A 17260-nucleotide genomic window follows, 5' to 3' on the forward strand; every position below is an offset into this window, starting at 1 on the left:
TCCGTAGTAGTGAGCTGAGGAGGGTCCCATGACCGAACTGGGTGGTCTCGTCCGGGAGGTGGCCGAGAGCCGCCTGGATCGTCGGAGTTTCGTGGCGTGGAGCGCGGTGGTGGGCGGTTCCGCAGCCCTCACCTCGTGCGGAACGGGCACCGATAATCAGCCCGCCCCCGGGGAGAACGACGCCGAGACCCGCGTGTGGAGCGCCTGCACCGTCAACTGCGGCAGCCGCTGTCCGCTGCAGCTGGTCGTGAAGGACGGCACCATCGTGCGGATCGATCCGGACGACACGGGCGACGACGAGCTGGGCACCCAACAGGTGCGGGCATGCGTGCGCGGCCGCGCGATCCGGCAGCGGATCTACTCTCCGGAGCGGCTGACGAAGCCTCTGCGGCGCACGGGCAAGCGCGGCGAGGACAAATGGGAGGAGATCTCCTGGGATGAGGCCTTCACCCTCATCGCCGACAAGTTGCAGCAACTGATCGCCGACTACGGCAACGAGTCGATCTACCTCAACTACGGCACCGGCGTGATCGGCGCGACGATCGCGACCTCCTGGCCGCCGCGCGCCACCGCGATCGCCCGTCTCATGAACTGCGTCGGCGGCTACCTCGACCACTACAACGACTACTCGGCCGGGAACATCGAGGCCGCCGTGGACTTCCACTACGGCTACTGGCAGGGCTCCAACTCCAACGACGACACGGTGAACTCGAAGCTCGTCGTCATGTTCGGCAACAACCCGCACGAGACGCGCATGTCCGGCGGCGGCGAGGTCTTCGTGACCCGCAAGGCCAAGGAACTCTCCGGCCACCGCGTGATCGTCATCGATCCGCGCCAGTCCGAGACCGCCATGAACCTCGCCGACGAATGGGTGCCCGTCCGTCCCGGCACCGATGCCGCGCTGGTGGCTGGCATGGCACACGTCATGATCAGCGAGAACCTCCACGACAAGGCGTTCCTCGACAAGTATTGCTCCGGCTTCGACGAGGCCCACATGCCCGACGGCGTGCCCGCGAACATGAGCTACGAGTCCTACATCATGGGCCGTAGCGAGGACGGCATCGAGAAGACGCCCGAGTGGGCGGCCGCGGTCACCGGCTACCCGGCCGACAAGATCCGCGCGCTCGCGCGGGAGATCGCCACCACGAAGCCCTGCGCCGTCAACCAGGGCTGGGGCATCCAGCGCCACTCCAACGGCGAGAACCAGTCCCGCGCGCCGATGATGCTCGCCGCCCTGATCGGCCAGATCGGCATCCCCGGCGGCGGCACGGGCGAGCGCGAGTCGTCGGCCAACATCGGCATGCCCGGCTTGCCGGTGCTCGAGAACCCGGTGCGCCCCGTCATCTCGTTCTACCGCTGGACCGAGGCGATCCTCAACGGCAAGGGCTGGGGCTACCAACAGGGCGTCAGAGACCTGCAGAACCTCAACTCCAACGCCAACGTCAAGCACGACATCACGCTGAACTCGAACATCAAGTTCATCTGGAATTACGGCTCCAACTCGCTGGTCAACCAGCACGGCGACATCAACCGCACCATCGAGATCCTCTCCGACGAATCCCTCTGCGAGATGATCGTCGTCATCGACAACCAGATGACGGTCAGCGCCCGCTACGCGGACATCGTGTTGCCCGACGTCACGACGGCCGAGCAGAGCGACATCATCCAGCAGGGCTCGGCCGGCAACCTCGGCTACTCGATCTTCGCCAGCCGGGCTATCGAGCCGGTCGGCGACTCGATGCCGATCTACGACCAGCTCACCGGAATTGCGGAGAAGCTTGGCGTCAAGGAGAAGTTCACCGAGGGCCGCACCCAGGATGAGTGGCTCGACTGGATCCTCGACCAGGCGCGGGCTGGAAACATCCCCGACCTCCCGCCCAATGACGAGTTCAAGAAGATGGGGATGTTCCGCAAGACGCTCGAGCCCGTCATCGGCATGAAGGCGTTCCGCGACGACCCCGACGCCAATCCCCTGACGACGCCGTCGGGCAAGATCGAGCTGTTCTCGTCGAACCTGTACGCCATGAGCCTGGACTGGGAGATGGAGGAGGGCAACCGCATCGATCCCCTGCCGGTGTACTGGCAGGCCCGGGAACTGCCGGGCGATCCGCTCCAGGAGAAGTACCCGTTCCAGTGCATCGGCCACCACTACAAGGCCCGCACGCACTCGTCGTACGGCAACAGCCCGTGGCTCAAGGAAGCCCACCCCCAGAACGTGTGGATCAACGATCTAGACGCCAAGCGCCGCGGCATCCGCAACGGCGATCAGGTGCGCGTCTTCAACGACCGCGGCGAGACCCGGCTGCCTGCCTTCGTCACGAAGCGCATCATGCCGGGCGTGCTGTCCATCCCGCAGGGCGCCTGGTACAAGCCGACGTCGGTCGGTGGACTGGACGAGGGCGGCTCGGTCAACATCCTGACCAGCCTCCACCCGACGCCCTACGCCAAGGGCAACGGCCAGCACTCGGCGCTGGTCGACATCGAGAGGGCGTGACGACATGGCACAGATGGGTTTCTACTTCGACCAATCGCGCTGCACCGGGTGTGCGGCCTGCAGCATCGCCTGCAAGGACAAGCACGACCTCCCGGTGGGGGTGAGCTGGCGCCGCATCGTCCAGTACACGACAGGCACCTGGCGGGAGAACGCCGACGGCACGGCCTCCCCTGACGTCGCGACGTACTACTCGTCCATCTCCTGCAACCACTGCGACGACGCCATCTGCGTGGAGGTCTGCCCGTCGACGGCGATGCGCAAGGGCGACGACGGCATCGTGTTCGTCGACCCGGAGGTCTGCATCGGCTGTCGCTACTGCGAGATGGCCTGCCCGTACTCGGCCCCCAGTTCAACCCGGAGTCCGGCGTGATGACCAAGTGCGATCTGTGTCGTGACAGGTTGGCCGTCGGTGAGAAGCCCGCGTGTGTCGCGGCCTGCCCCTCGCGGGCCCTGGACTTCGGCGAGATCGAAGACCTGCGCCAGCGCTACGGCAGCGAGGCCGGGATCGAACCCCTCCCCGATCCACGCATCACCCAGCCCAACCTGGTGATCAAGCCGCATCCTGCGGCGCAGAGTTCCGGCCAGGGCACTGGCCGCATCGAATCAATGACAAGGGTGGACTGACATGTTGCACGAGCTTCCTCTGGTGATCTTCACGATCTTCGCACAGATGTCGGTCGGTTCCTTCGTCGCGCTCGGCGTCATCCAACTGCTGGGGGCCAGGGTCCCGGCCGGCACGATGGAGAAGGTCACCCGCCCCGCTCTCTACGCGATCGGCCCTCTCCTCGTCCTCGGCCTCGCGGCGTCGACGATGCACCTGGGCTCCCCGCTGCGCGCGCCCAACGCCATCCTCCACTGGCAGGAGAGCTGGCTGAGCCGCGAGATCCTTCTGGGAATCGCGTTCCTCGTCCTGGGGGCGGCGTTTGCCATCACGGAGTGGTTCAAGCTGTTTCACTTCCGGCTCCGGCAGGCACTCGCCGCTGCCACGGCGGTGGTGGGTCTGCTGCTGGTCTACGCGATCTCGCAGGTGTACTCGCTGCGCACCGTGCCGGCCTGGGCCACGTCGTTCACCGCCATCCGGTTCTTCACCACCACGTTGCTGCTCGGCGGCCTCGCCGTCGCCGCGGCCCTTGTATTGACCGCCTTCTTCCGGGTGCGCAAGGGCGACGTGGATGAGTCGGCCATGCGCCTCCTGACCAACTCCGTGAGGGGCATCGCGTTCGCCTCACTTCTACTGATGGCGGTCAAGGCGATCGTCTGGCCCTTCTACACCAGCTGGTTGGCGAACCACCCCGAGCCTGCCGCCCAGGAATCGCTGCGCGTTCTGTACGAGCAGTACGGCGTCTGGAGCGGCGTGCAGGCGGCCGCGGTGCTGCTGGGTCTGGCTCTGCTGGGCTTCCTGCTCTACCGGCTCTCCGGGGGGCACGCTGGTCGACGGTTGCTGCCCACCATCGCGCTGGTGACGTTCGCCATCGTGTTCATCGGCGAGTTCGTCGGACGGATGCTGTTCTACGTCAGCATGGTCCGTACCGGCATCTGACGAAGGACCCCTGATGGCACGGCCAACCGACGACATCGAACTCTGGCACGCCTGGTTGGCCAACGCCACCGACGAGGTGGGGGGCAGCGTCGCGGAGATCCCGATCGACGCGCTCCTCGACCTGGCCGCGGCGGTTGCCAACGACGTCGCACGCCCCATGGCCCCCGTCAGCGCCTTCGTGGCGGGACTTGCTGCGGGCCGCGGCGCCGACGCCGAGGCAGTGGCCTCGGCTCTGACACGGCTGGCCAAGGCGTGGCCGGAGAAAGGGACGGGTAGGAACCTTCCTAGCAGCAGGTAGGGTGTTCCGAGTCAGATCCTATGACGGCGCGGCAGACCCGAGGGCCTCCACGGGATGCCCGTGCGTGCGATCAAGGTCGTTCTGACCGGCACCCTCCTCCGGCCTGCGCGCGGGACCGACTAGGGTTTCCACGTGATCACCGGAGAGCTCAAGAGCAAGATCGACCGCGTCTGGGACGCCTTCTGGTCAGGGGGCATCAGCAACCCGCTCGAGGTCATCGAGCAGATCACCTATCTACTGTTCGTCCGCCGCCTCGACGACATCCACACGCTCGCCGAGAAGCGCGCCCGCCGCATCGGCGGACTTGAGGGTGCTGTGTTCACCGAGTCGCAGGAGCACCTGCGGTGGAAGAACCTGAAGAATCTGGAGCCCGCGCAGATGCACGCGACGGTCGCGGACGAGGTCTTCCCCTTCCTCCGCACCCTGGGCGGTGACGGATCCACGTACTCCGAGCACATGCGTGATGCAAGGTTCACCATCCCCACCCCCGCGCTCCTCAGCCGCGTCGTCGACATGCTCGACGGCATCGCCATGGACGACCGGGACACCAACGGCGACCTCTACGAGTACCTGCTGTCCAAGATCGCCAGCGCCGGCGTCAACGGCCAGTTCCGCACCCCTCGCCACATCATCCAGCTCATGGTCGACATGACCGCGCCCCGCCCCGACGACGAGATCTGCGACCCCGCCTGCGGCACCGCAGGTTTCCTCATCGCCGCGAGCGAATACATCCGCCACCAGCACCCCGAGGCGCTCCTCGACGCCACCCAGCGACGGCACTTCCACCACTCGATGTTCCACGGCTACGACTTCGACGCCACCATGCTGCGCATCGGCAGCATGAACATGCTGCTGCACGGCATCGAGGCTCCGGACATCCGCTACCGCGACTCGCTCTCCGAGGGCGCCAGCGGCGACGCGGAGAAGTACTCGCTGATTCTCGCCAACCCTCCCTTCGCCGGCTCGCTGGACTACGAGTCCACCGCCAAGGACCTGCAGCGGATCGTCAAGACGAAGAAGACTGAGCTGCTGTTCATGGCGCTGTTCCTCAAGCTACTCAAGCCCGGCGGCCGGGCAGCAGTCATCGTGCCCGACGGCGTCCTCTTCGGCTCCTCGAAGGCCCACAAGGACCTGCGGCGGGCCCTGGTGGAGGACCAGAAGCTCGACGCCGTGGTCAAGCTGCCGTCCGGCGTGTTCCGGCCCTACGCGGGGGTGTCGACGGCGATCCTGTTCTTCACCAAGACCGACAGCGGCGGCACCGACGACGTGTGGTTCTACGACGTCCAGGCCGACGGATTCTCCCTCGACGACAAGCGCAACCCGGTGGAGGCCAACGACCTGCCGGATGTACTGGAGCGCTGGCAGTCGCTGGCGAAGCCGGACAGCCCTGAGCGGGGGAGGGCGCGCACCGAGCAGTCATTCCTGGTGCCCAAGGCCGACATTGTCGCGCAGGGCTACGACCTCAGCATCAACCGCTACAAGGAGATCGTCCACGACGAGGAGGAGCACCGCCCGCCGTTGGAGATCATCGCGGACATCGAGACGTTGGAGGCCGAGATCTCGGCGGGGATCGCGGAGCTGAAGGCGATGCTGTCGTGAGGATGGTGCCGCTGGGGGAGGTCGTGCAGTTCACTAACGGTGGTACGCCTGCCCGGTCCAATTCGGAGTTCTGGGAGGGCGACATTCCGTGGATTACCGGTGCAGACATAACGGACGGAGGGGCAGTCTCAGCGCGCTCGTTCATCTCTCAGGCCGCGGTGGCCCGCTCCTCAACGCAGGTCCTGCCCGAAGGTACCGTCTTGCTCCTAACCCGCACCAGTGTGGGCAAAGTCGCAATACTGCCGCGGCCAATGGCGATCAACCAGGACATCACCGGCATCACACCATCCCAAGCGGTCGACACTCGATACCTAATGCACTTCCTCAGAGCGAGCAAACCACAGCTGCTCCGGAATCTCCGCGGGGCAACTATCCAAGGCGTAACACGCCAGGACGTCGGTTCCCTGGAGTTTCCGCTCGCCCCGCTGATGCAGCAGAGGCGGATCGCGGCGATTCTCGACAAGGCAGACGCCGTCCGCGCCAAGCGCCGCCAGGTCCTCGCCCACCTCGACACGCTCAGCCAGTCGATCTTTAACGATATGTTCGCTGGTGAGCATCAGTCGGCCTCTCTGGGTGACCTGATTTCCTCTGGCCCCACCAACGGCCTGTACCGTCCAGAGAAGGACTACGGATTCGGAACTCCCATCCTGCGGATCGACAGCTTCCATGGCGGTGAAATTCATGCCAAGCCTCTCCGTCGCGTTGCGATCAGTTCTGATCTGATCGGCACATACAGCCTTAGGCCCGGCGATATTGTGGTCAACAGGGTTAACAGCATGTCACATCTTGGAAAGTCTGCGCTGGTTCGTTCGTTGGATGAGGAGACGGTCTTCGAGTCCAATATGATGCGCCTGCGAGTTGACTCCGGATCAGTCCTGCCCGAATACGTTCACGGCTGGCTTCAGACCCACGAGTCCAAAGCTCAGATCTTGGCGAAGGCGAAGCAGGCCATTAATCAAGCGAGCATAAACCAGACCGATGTGAAGTCTCTCATCCTCCCACTTCCGCCCCTTAGCGCACAAGCCGAGTACGCGTCGGTTGTGCACAAGATTCGGGAGCAGAGCCACCTTTCCTCAAGGGGGCACCTAGAGGCGCTTGTACGCTCCCTTCAGTCACGCGCGTTCAAGGGGGAACTCTGATGTCCATGCCCACGTGGCAACAGTTCATGGCCCCAGTACTTCGGGTGTTACTGGATGGCCGGCCGATCCGGCGGCGCGAGTTGTACGAGCTGGTGGCGGACGCAGTCAGGATCTCCGAGGAGCAGCGCGCCGAGTTGCTGTCGTCAGGCCAGGTCAAGTTCGAGAACCGGATCGGCTGGGCAACGTCGTACCTCAATCGGGTGGGGGCGCTGGACCGACCTCAGCGCGCCACCTACCAGATCACTGACCAGGGTCGCGGGCTCCTTGCCCGTCACCCGGATGGCATCGAGGAGCGACACCTCGGCGAGCTGACGCCCGGCGGGGTTCTGGAGTGGCGGCAGCCCAGGCGCGCGGCCACTCCTGAGGTCGACGTCGACCTCGCGCCCGTGGAGACAGAACTCGACCCGGTGGAGCAGGTGTCAGAGGGCATTGCGCGCATTCAGGCCGATGTTGCCGCCGACCTGCTGGCCCGTCTGCACGCTCAGGCTCCCACGTTCTTCGAGAAGGTCGTCGTCGACCTCCTCGTCGCCATGGGGTACGGCGGCGCCGGCGGCCGGGAGACCGTCACGCAGGCGTCGAACGACGGCGGCATCGACGGCGTGATCGACCAGGACGCGCTCGGCCTCAACCGCGTCTACGTTCAGGCCAAGCGCTACGCCCTCGACAGCTCCGTCGGGAGGCCCGAGGTGCAGGCGTTCGTCGGAGCGTTGAGCGGGCGCGCGGACGGAGGGGTGTTCATCACCACGGCGCGCTTCTCGTCCGGCGCCCAGGAGTACGCCCGCACCGCTCACTCGCGGATCATCCTCATCGACGGTGCGCGGCTGGCGTCGCTGATGATCCGCTACGGCGTCGGAGTGCAGGTGAAGCAGACCCTGCACATTGTCGAGGTCGACGAGGACTTCTTCGAGTAGCTGCCCCTATGCCTCGAGGACGTATCCGCCTGTCACACCCGCAAGTGGACCGGGAACCGCCTAGCCTTCGCATGTGGGGGTTGATAGAGAGTTGCCGACAGTCCGGACAGTGCCGATGAGCAACTTCGCGTTCCTACGTGCCACCATTCCCACCCTGCACGCTGATGCTGCCCGGGCCGAGTCCTACCTTGCCTCTGATCCGCGCTCTGCGTGCTTCTACGCCCGCCGGACGGTCGAGGGCCTGGTAGACCACCTCTACGCCCTCAGGAGGCTTCCTGAGCCCTACCAGGACGATCTGGCGGCACGGACCAACGCCCCGGCCTTCCAGCAGCTGACCGGCCGGACGATCTCGCACAAGCTGAACCTGATCCGCAGGGCAGGGAACAGCGCTGTGCATGAAACGCGGGCTGTGGGGCAGGATCTGTCGCTGGCCGTCCTGCGGGAGCTGCACCACGTCCTGGTCTGGGCGGCATTCCACCACTCCCCCGCCCCCGAGGCGGTCGCGACTGCTGCCCGGTTCGACGCCTCTCTGGCGGCCAAGGCGGCCCCGCTGAGCCGCGATGAGCTGACCAGGCTGGCAGCGCGTCTGAAGGCCCAGGACGAGGCCCTGGCGAGGGTCCGGGCGGAACGCGACGAGGTCGCGGCCGCCAAGGATGCGGAGATCGCGAGGCTGCGGGCTGAGGTCGAAGCCGCGCAGGCAGCTGGCGCGGTGGCCGATGAGCATGACTACTCGGAGTCCGAGACCCGCGATCTGTTCATCGACCTACTTCTGCGGGAGGCGGGGTGGCCGCTGGTCGAAGCTCGGGATCGCGAGTTCGAGGTCACAGGTATGCCGAACGCCGAGGGTCGCGGGTTCGTGGACTACGTGCTGTGGGGAGCCGACGGGCTACCTCTGGCGGTGGTCGAGGCCAAGCGCACCACCAAGTCCCCACAGGTCGGCCAGCAGCAGGCCAAGCTGTACGCCGACTGCCTAGAGGCAACCTACGGGCGCCGCCCCGTCGTGTTCTTCACCAACGGCTACGAGCATTGGCTCTGGGACGACGTGGCAGGGTACCCGCCACGGGAGGTCCAAGGGTTCTTCACCGCTGACGAGTTGGAGTTGATGATCCAACGCCGCACGTCTCGCCGGGTGCTGTCGACGGCGGCGGTGGATACGTCGATCGCTGGGCGCCCGTATCAGGTGCGGGCGATCAAGGCGGTCGGTCAGGCGTTCGACCAGAAACAGCGCGACGCGCTGCTGGTCATGGCCACCGGGTCGGGGAAAACCCGCACCGTGATTGCGCTGGTGGACCAGTTGATGAAGGCCGGGTGGGTGAAGCGGGTCCTGTTCCTGGCGGACCGTACCGCTCTGGTGAACCAGGCCGTGGGCGTGTTCAAGGCGCAGCTGCCCAGCGTGGCCACGGTCAACCTGGTCACGGAGAAGTCCACCGACGGTCGGGTGTACGTGTCGACGTATCCGACGATGCTGAACTTGATCAACCAGGTCGACGACGGCGCCCGCCGGTTCGGCCCGGGCTACTTCGACCTGGTCATCATCGACGAGGCCCACCGGTCGGTCTACGCCAAGTACGGGGCAATCTTCGACTACTTCGACTCGCTGCTGATCGGCTTGACGGCCACCCCGAAGGACGAGGTCGACCACAACACCTACCGCCTGTTCCACCTCGAAGATGGCGTCCCCACCGACGCCTACGGACTGGACGAAGCCGTCGCCGACGGGTATCTGGTCCCGCCGCGCGGGGTCGACGTCGGGACGAAGTTCCTGCGCCAAGGCATCAAGTACGCCGACCTGTCCGAGGACGAGAAGGACCAGTGGGACACCCTCGACTGGGGCGAAGATGACCCGCCAGACGAGGTCGGCGCCGAGGAACTCAACCGCTTCCTGTTCAACGAGGACACCGTCGACAAGGTCCTCGCCACCCTCATGGACCACGGCCACAAGGTCGCCGGCGATGACCGGCTCGCCAAGACGATCATCTTCGCCAAGAGCCAGCGCCACGCCGAGTTCATCCAGGAGCGCTTCGACCTCAGCTGGCCCGAGCACGCAGGGCGGTTTGCCCGCGTCATCACCCACGGCACCCCCTACGCCCAGTCGCTGATCGACGACTTCTCCACCCCCCACAAGGCACCGCACATCGCGATCAGCGTCGACATGCTCGACACCGGCATCGACGTGCCAGATGTCGCCAACCTCGTCTTCTTCAAGATGGTCCGCTCCAAGACCAAGTTCTGGCAGATGATCGGTCGCGGCACCCGCCTCCGCCCCGACCTCTACGGTCCCGGGAACGACAAGCAGGACTTCCTCGTCTTCGACTTCTGCGGCAACCTGGAGTTCTTCGGCCACGACCTCCCAACCGTGGAGGGATCCACCCAGAAGTCCCTCACCCAGCGGATCTTCGAAGCACGCCTCGGCCTCGTCACCGCCCTGGACGACTCCGAACTTCGCGCCACGACCGTCGACTCGCTCCACGGATTCGTGACCGGGATGACGCTGGACAACGTCCTGGTCCGGCCCCACCGGCACGCCGTCGAGCGGTTCACCGACCGCGACTCCTGGACAGCCCTCACCCCAGGGGACGCGGAGGCCGCTCTCCCCCTCGGAGGCCTCCCTTCCGCCGTCACGGACCCGGACGAGGCCGCAAAGCGCTTCGACCTGCTCATCCTCCGACGACAGCTCGCCCAACTCCAAGGCGACGCCGTCACCGCCGAGCAGATCCGGGAAGCGGTCCAGAACATCGCCTCCTCACTGCTGAGCAAGACCGCCATCCCCTCGATTCAGCAGCAGGCGGTTCTGCTGGAAGAGGTCGCGAGCGACGAGTGGTGGGTCGATGTCAGCCTCGACATGCTCGAACTCGCGAGGCTGCGTCTGCGCGGCCTCGTGCGGCTCGTCGACCGCACCACCCGCACGCCGCTCTACACCGACTTCGAAGACACCCTCGGCGACCAGCGAGCCGTCCAACTCCCCGGCCTCACCCCCGGCACCGACCTCGCACGCTTCCGCGCCAAGGCCGCCGCCTACCTGCGACAGCACCAGGACCACGTCGCCCTTCAACGCCTGCGACGCAATAAGCAACTCACCGCTGCCGACCTGGACTCCCTCGAAGAGATGCTCGCCGCCAGCGGCGCCGGGAAGACCACCGACATCGTATGGGCAGCCGAACACTCCGGTGGCCTCGGACTCTTCATCAGAAGCCTCGTCGGACTCGACAGAACGGCCGCGGTCGAAGCCTTCCGCCAGTTCCTCGACAACGGCAACGCCACGGTCGACCAAATTCGATTCGTCAACCTCATCGTCGACGAGCTCACCCAGACCGGCGCTGTGGAACCCTCACGGCTCTACGAGTCCCCCTACACCGACCACGCACCCACTGGTCCCGACTACGTCTTCCCCGACGCCCAGGTTGACGACATCGTCAGCATCCTCCGCGACGTCAAGGCCCACGCCATCCCCGGAGGCGCTGCTTAGCTGCGGGACTCCAACGCGGATCGCTCGGATCGCCTCGGTCGATGTCCACGCGCCTTGGTCCGTCTCACGTTGGCGAGGGGCGATGCCACCATTCGTCCGGACGCGACCCAGGTTGAAGCTCCCCGGGTAGGAGTCGAACCTACTTCGCTAATCCTGATTCAAAGTCTCGCTGGCTAGGCCTTTCTCATCACAAACTCACAATATCCCGTATCATTTGATCACTTCGGGTGTCCCCGAGAATCACTGAATGTTGTGCGGTTTGTGAGCACGGTTGTGAGCGAGCAACGTCAACCGTCCAGCTCTCTCGGGACCGCTACTTGGACCACCGCTGAATGGGCCCGCCGCTCCTCTGCCGCCCAGCTGGTGACGTAGAACTTGGACACCGGCCTGTCGAGACTCTGACCCACGACCAACGCCTGGAGACGAGTGCCGAACGTCAGCAGGCTGGGGGGCGGAGCATCGACCCAACCCGGGGAGCCCAGCGGATAGGCATCACCCTGCAATTGGCTATCAGGAGCCGTAAGAGCCAGGTGCGCCACCATCCGTCCAGAGCGGTCCTGCTTCCGCAGATAGATGGCCCGAGCGAGTCCCCGCCGCACGAGCCGCTTCGCCGAGCGACGCCACGGCCCAGCCCACACCGCGTCAACGTCATGTGCACCCAGAGCCTCCAGCAGCGCCCTTTGCTGAGGACTCAACCCTCGCCCCATTCCACGCCTTCCCGTTAGCCCCGTTAGCGCGGCGCACGCACACCGCACGCAACAACGCACGTACAGCGCAACTCTTCTATGAGGACAGCCCTCTCCCCGGCTCGCGCTGCCGCTGCCCCGGCCGGTGCCGCTGAGCCAGAGGCCCGCGACTTTGCCGACCACGTCCGCATGTGCCAGTCCCACGAGGGCTTCGACGGCATGCACAACCCCGGCGTGATGCACCAGGGGCTTGCCGGCTGGGAGGCCCACCACGCTTCCTGACCCGCAGCTCAGACCGTGAGGTGTCGACAGCCTGAGCGATAGCGATCGACGACCACGTCGACCAACCCGGGATGGTCCCCGAGCGGCTCGGCCAGGAAGTCCCCACCTGCCTTCGCGAGCTTGCGCTGGAAGAACCCACGTCCGATCAGGTAGGACGCGAGTGCCACCGGCCCGGTGCTCCGGGCTGCGGCGACGGCGTCAGGGACGCTGGGCTCAGCGACGGCCAGGAACCCCACCGTCACCGGCCCGGACCAACGGGACTGGACGGAGCGGGCCACGCCGCGACCCACCTCGGCCGCCTCCGGGCGCGACGATCCCGCCACGCCCACCACGACGGCCGTGTCCTCGGGAACCCGTGCCTCGCGCAGCCGGTCGACCAGAGCGTCCGCCAGACGCGGGTCCGGTCCCAGGGGACCCGTCGAGACGGCTCTCCCGGGATGATCGGCAATGGCCTCCTGCACGTCCACTTCAGTGTGGAAACCCAGGGTCAGCAGAATCGGCACCACCACGACGTGCTCGCCCGCGGCGACGAGTCGGTCCACGACAGCGTCCAGCTTGGGTTCCTGCACGTCGACGTAGGCCACCTCCACTGTCACGTCCGGCAGCCGCCCCGCGGCGGCTTCCGCGATGGCCACCACGGTGGCCCGGCCGTCAGGGTCGTCCGTGCCGTGGGCGCACACGACGAGGGCAGGCTTCACGCGCCGACCTCCAGTCGGTAGCCCCGCCGCGGCACGGTGCGCACCAGCGACCGATCCCCCATCCCGTCTCGCAGCCGCGCCACGGCGACCTCCGCCGCGTGCGGATCGTTGGAGCAGCCGGGCAGCACCCCCAGGATGTCCTCCCGGGAGACCACGCCCCCCTTGGCCTCGACGAGGGCGCGCAGCACCGCGAACTGGACGTGGCTGAGGGGTAGGGCCCGGCCGTCGAGGATCGCAGCGGAACGCCGCAGCCGCAACGCGCCTGCCGGTGTGGCCACTTCCGCGACGCCGCGCTCGGCCAGGGCGGCGCTGAGTTCACGCACCAGCGCGCCAAGCCGGAACCTGTCGGGGATCAGTGGGTTCAGGCCCAGTTCCAGCAGCGGAGCCGCCGTGACGGGACCGACCGTGGCGGGGATCACCGGCCCGGCCATCGCCGCCAGCACCTCGTCCCGGCGGCCCTCCCGTTCGCAGGCGGCCAGGAACTCCACGACGCCATGGGCGGAGGTGAACGCGACGGCGTCGACCTCAGCTGCCGCGACGAGGCCGATGGCGCGGGTCACAGCCTCCGGCTCGGGCGAGGGCCCCCATCGGTAGACGACGAGGGAGGTGACGCGTGCACCGAGTTCCACCAGCAGTTCGTCGATGCCGTCGCTGCCCGAGCCGTGGTGCTGGACGGCCACGTGCAGGCCCGCCGCGCCCTCGTCGTCGAACAACTCCTTGATCTCCGCCGCCGTCTCTGAGTCGGCCACCCAGTCCGCCGTCAGTCCGGCCCCGTGCACCGCGCCCTGCGCCTTGGGGCCGCGGGCGATGATGCGAGCCCGGCGCAGCACCGCGAGGAGCTCGTCGGCGCACCCGGCCGCGTCGGCTGCGTCCATCCAGCCGCGGAACCCGACGCCGGTGGTCGCGACCACTGCGTGGGGCGGGTCCGCGATCAGCGCCCGGGTCTGGGCGATCAACAGTTCGTCGTCCGCGTGCGGGACGATGGACAGGATGGGCGCCCGGATCACCTCCGCCCCCCGCCGCTCCAGTGCCGAGGCCAACTCCGAGGCGCGCCGCTTCGCCGTGAGGACCACCCGGCAGCCGGCGAGCGGGGTTGAGGTGCTGTCCATTCAGCCCGCCTTCGCGAGCCCGGCCTCGGCGTGACGGAGGGGCGCCTCGGCGGAGAGCTGCTCGCCGACGAACACCCGGCCGTCGAGGACCGTGACCTCCCAGGTGCCGAGCGCCTTGCCCGGGTCGGACAGGCAGACCCCGGTGCGGAGGTCGAACGCCTGCTTGTACATGGGAGAGAACAGTACGGGCACGTCCTCGCCGTCGACCAGCGACGACCCGACCAGTCCACGGGCCATCACGTTGGCGCGGGCGAACGGGTCCCACATCCCGACGGCGACCACCCGGTCGTCGTGGAGCCGGACGACGGCGACCTGGCGGCCCTCGACGAGGGCGGCCACGGGCCGCTCCGGGAGGAGGGAGTCCAGGTGGCAGACGGGTTCGGTGCTGGGGTTCATCGCGCTCCTCCAATGGGGATGGTGGGTCCGGCGACCAGGACCGGCCGCCGCTCGGAATCGACCAGCTCGACGCCGGACTCGCGGTCCGCGTCGGTGGCGGGGCGGACCTGTCCGCGCTCCCCCACGTACTGGAGGTTGTCGTCGACGGCGTCGGCCGCGTTGACGAAGCCCGCGAACCGGGCCAGCTTGACCGGGTCCTCCAGAACGTCGCGCCACTCGTCGCGGTAGCCGTCGACGTGGCCGGCCATGGCGGCATCGAGGTCCGCGGCGATGCCGAGCGAGTCCTCCATGATCACCTGGCGGACGTGGTCCAGGCCGCCCTCGATGCTCTCCAGCCACACCGCGGTGCGCTGCAGCCGGTCCGCGGTGCGCACGTAGTACATGAGGAATCGGTCGATGGTGCGCACGAGGTCCTCGGTGGTGAGGTCCTCGGCCAGGAGGACGGCGTGGCGGGGCGTGAAGCCGCCGTTGCCGCCCACGTAGACGTTCCAGCCCTTGTCCGTGGCGATGATGCCGACGTCCTTGCCGCGGGCCTCGGCGCACTCACGCGCGCAGCCGGAGACGCCGAGCTTGAGCTTGTGCGGCGAGCGGAGCCCCCGGTAGCGCAGCTCCAGGTCGATCGCGAGGCCGACTGAGTCCTGCACGCCGTAGCGGCACCAGGTGGACCCGACGCAGGACTTCACGGTGCGCAGCGACTTGCCGTAGGCGTGGCCGGACTCGAACCCGGCGTCGACGAGCCGCCGCCAGATGTCGGGCAGCTGGTCGATCCGTGCGCCGAACATGTCGATGCGCTGACCGCCGGTGATCTTGGTGTACAGCCCGAAGTCGCGGGCGATCTGACCGATCACGATGAGCCCGTCCGGGGTGATCTCGCCGCCTGGCACGCGGGGCACCACGGAGTAGGTGCCGTCCTTCTGGATGTTGGCCAGCACGTGGTCGTTGGTGTCCTGGATCGCCGCCTGCTCACCGGCCAGGATGTGCCCGTTGCCGAGGCTGGCCAGGATCGAGGCGACGACGGGCTTACAGATGTCGCAGCCGCGGCCGCGGCCGTGCCGGCCGATGATCTCGGAGAAGGTGGTGAGGCCGGTGACGCGGACGACGTCGAACAGCTGGGCCCGGGAGAGCTCGAAGTGCTCGCACAGGGCGTTGCTGACGACCGTCCCGGACTTCTCGAGCTCGGCCACCATCAGCTTGCGGACCAGCGGCAGGCAGGAGCCGCAGCTGGTGCCGGCCTTGGTGCACGCCTTGACGCCCGCGAGGTCGGTGCAGCCGCCCTCCGTGACCGAGCAGCGGATCGCGCCCGCCGTCACGTTGTTGCAGGAACACACGGGGGCGTCGTCGGGCAGCTCGCCCTGGACGGGGGCGCCCTCCGCGCCGGCGGGCACCAGGTACGCGGCGGGGTCCACGCCGAGCGGCCGCCCCAGCAGCGGCCGGAGGCCGGCGTAGGCCGAGGCGTCGCCCACCAGGATGCCGCCGAGCAGGGTACGGGCGTCGTCGGAGAGGACGAGCTTCTTGTAGACGCCGGCGATCGGGTCGGTGTAGACCACTGACAGGGCGCCCTCAGTGGTTCCGAAGGCGTCGCCGAAGCTGGCCACGTCGACGCCGAGAAGCTTCAGCTTGGTGGAGAGGTCGCCGCCGGTGAAGGTGCCGGAGCGACCGAGCATCTGGTCCACCGCCACCTCGGCCATGGTGTAGCCGGGGCCGACGAGGCCCCAGACGCGGCCCTGGATGCAGGCCACCTCGCCGATGGCGTAGATGTCGGGGTCGGCGGTACGGCAGGTGTCGTCGACGACGATGCCGCCGCGCTCCCCCACCTCGAGGCCGGCGTCGCGGGCGAGCTCGTCGCGGGGGCGGACGCCGGTGGCGAAGATCACCACGTCTACGTCGATGGAGGAGCCGTCGTTGAAGACCATCTTCTCGACTGCGATCCGGCCCTTGATGGCCGAGGTGGCGGTGCCGACGCGGACGTCGACGCCCATGGCCTCGATGAGGCGCTTGAGCGACTCGCCGCCGCCGTCGTCCACCTGGAGCGGCATCAGCCTGGGCGCGAACTCCACCACGGTGGCGTCGGCGCCGAGCTTCTTCAGCGCGCCGGCGGCCTCGAGGCCCAGCAGTCCGCCGCCGATGACGGCGCCACGGATGCGGCGCTTCGGGTTGCGCTCCTGCAGGGTCTCGACGTAGCCGCGCAGGGCCGCCACGTCGTCGATGGTGCGGTAGACGAAGCAGCCGGGCAGCTCACGGCCGGGCACCGGCGGCATGAACGCGTAGGAGCCGGTGGCCAGCACCAGGGAGTCGTAGGCGTGCGACATGCCGTTCTCGGTGATGACGGTGTGCGCCGCCGGGTCCACGGAGACCACCTTGGCGCCGCGCCGCAGCTTGACGTTCGGGTCCTGCCAGAGGTGCGCCTCGCCGAGGTTGAGCAGCTCGGGGTCGCGGTTCTCGAAGTAGCTGGTCAGGGCCACCCGGTCGTAGGGCGGGCGAGGCTCCTCGGCCAGCACGGTCACGCGCCACTCGCCGGCCTCGTCGCGCGAACGCAGTGCCTCGACGAATCGGTGGGCGACCATGCCGCCCCCGACCACCACACACAGCTTGCTCATCTCTGCCTCCTGGGATCCTTTTTCGATGGGTTCCTCGGTGACCAG

General features: G+C 67.5%; 12 protein-coding genes and 1 pseudogene. 9 read left to right on the forward strand and 4 right to left on the reverse strand.

The window, feature by feature from the left end:
* Positions 1–28: 28 nt before the first annotated feature.
* The 9 genes and pseudogenes from RPIT_RS10730 to RPIT_RS10775 all read left to right on the forward strand — a co-directional run bounded on the left by RPIT_RS10730 (position 29) and on the right by RPIT_RS10775 (position 12415).
* Positions 29–2494: a DMSO/selenate family reductase complex A subunit gene (locus tag RPIT_RS10730; RefSeq protein ID WP_176789292.1), complete on the forward strand. Its 2466-nt coding sequence runs from the start codon at positions 29–31 to the stop codon at positions 2492–2494.
* A 4-nt stretch (positions 2495–2498) separates the two neighbouring features.
* Positions 2499–3118, forward strand: a pseudogene (locus RPIT_RS16035) (DMSO/selenate family reductase complex B subunit).
* Position 3119: 1 nt separating this feature from the next.
* A complete protein-coding gene (locus tag RPIT_RS10740; RefSeq protein WP_077343085.1) occupies positions 3120–4034 on the forward strand; it encodes a dimethyl sulfoxide reductase anchor subunit family protein in 915 nt (304 codons plus the stop codon).
* 13 nt (positions 4035–4047) lie between these two features.
* Complete coding sequence (locus RPIT_RS10745; protein WP_218121540.1) at positions 4048–4332, forward strand: DUF6457 domain-containing protein; 285 nt, start codon at positions 4048–4050, stop codon at positions 4330–4332.
* Between the two features lie 132 nt (positions 4333–4464).
* Complete coding sequence (locus RPIT_RS10750; protein WP_077343087.1) at positions 4465–5931, forward strand: type I restriction-modification system subunit M; 1467 nt, start codon at positions 4465–4467, stop codon at positions 5929–5931.
* 2 nt (positions 5932–5933) lie between these two features.
* The gene (locus RPIT_RS10755; protein ID WP_226996407.1) at positions 5934–7070 is read left to right on the forward strand and encodes a restriction endonuclease subunit S; all 1137 of its coding nucleotides are present in this window, start codon (positions 5934–5936) and stop codon (positions 7068–7070) included.
* 5 nt (positions 7071–7075) lie between these two features.
* Complete coding sequence (locus tag RPIT_RS10760) at positions 7076–7981, forward strand: restriction endonuclease (RefSeq protein WP_218121539.1); 906 nt, start codon at positions 7076–7078, stop codon at positions 7979–7981.
* Positions 7982–8096: 115 nt separating this feature from the next.
* Entirely contained in the window at positions 8097–11447 is a 3351-nt protein-coding gene (locus RPIT_RS10765; protein WP_077343093.1) for a DEAD/DEAH box helicase family protein, read from the forward strand.
* A gap of 785 nt (positions 11448–12232) precedes the next feature.
* The gene (locus RPIT_RS10775; RefSeq protein WP_077343097.1) at positions 12233–12415 is read left to right on the forward strand and encodes a hypothetical protein; all 183 of its coding nucleotides are present in this window, start codon (positions 12233–12235) and stop codon (positions 12413–12415) included.
* Positions 12416–12423: 8 nt separating this feature from the next.
* On the opposite strand, the gene RPIT_RS10780 is transcribed toward RPIT_RS10775, so the two are convergent.
* From RPIT_RS10780 to nirB, 4 genes are read right to left on the reverse strand one after another with little or no spacing between them, the layout of a single operon-like run.
* A complete protein-coding gene (locus tag RPIT_RS10780; RefSeq protein ID WP_077343099.1) occupies positions 12424–13113 on the reverse strand; it encodes a sirohydrochlorin chelatase in 690 nt (229 codons plus the stop codon).
* Positions 13110–14222 (reverse strand): uroporphyrinogen-III synthase, encoded by a 1113-nt coding sequence (locus RPIT_RS10785; protein ID WP_077343101.1) that lies wholly within the window; start codon positions 14220–14222, stop codon positions 13110–13112. Before RPIT_RS10785 ends, RPIT_RS10780 begins: the two co-directional genes overlap by 4 nt.
* The gene (gene nirD / locus RPIT_RS10790) at positions 14223–14618 is read right to left on the reverse strand and encodes a nitrite reductase small subunit NirD (protein ID WP_077343103.1); all 396 of its coding nucleotides are present in this window, start codon (positions 14616–14618) and stop codon (positions 14223–14225) included.
* Positions 14615–17215 (reverse strand): nitrite reductase large subunit NirB, encoded by a 2601-nt coding sequence (gene nirB / locus RPIT_RS10795; protein ID WP_077343105.1) that lies wholly within the window; start codon positions 17213–17215, stop codon positions 14615–14617. Before nirB ends, nirD begins: the two co-directional genes overlap by 4 nt.
* Between the last annotated feature and the right edge of the window lie 45 nt (positions 17216–17260).

The sequence above is a fragment of the Tessaracoccus flavus genome (assembly GCF_001997295.1).
GTDB lineage: Bacteria > Actinomycetota > Actinomycetes > Propionibacteriales > Propionibacteriaceae > Arachnia > Arachnia flava.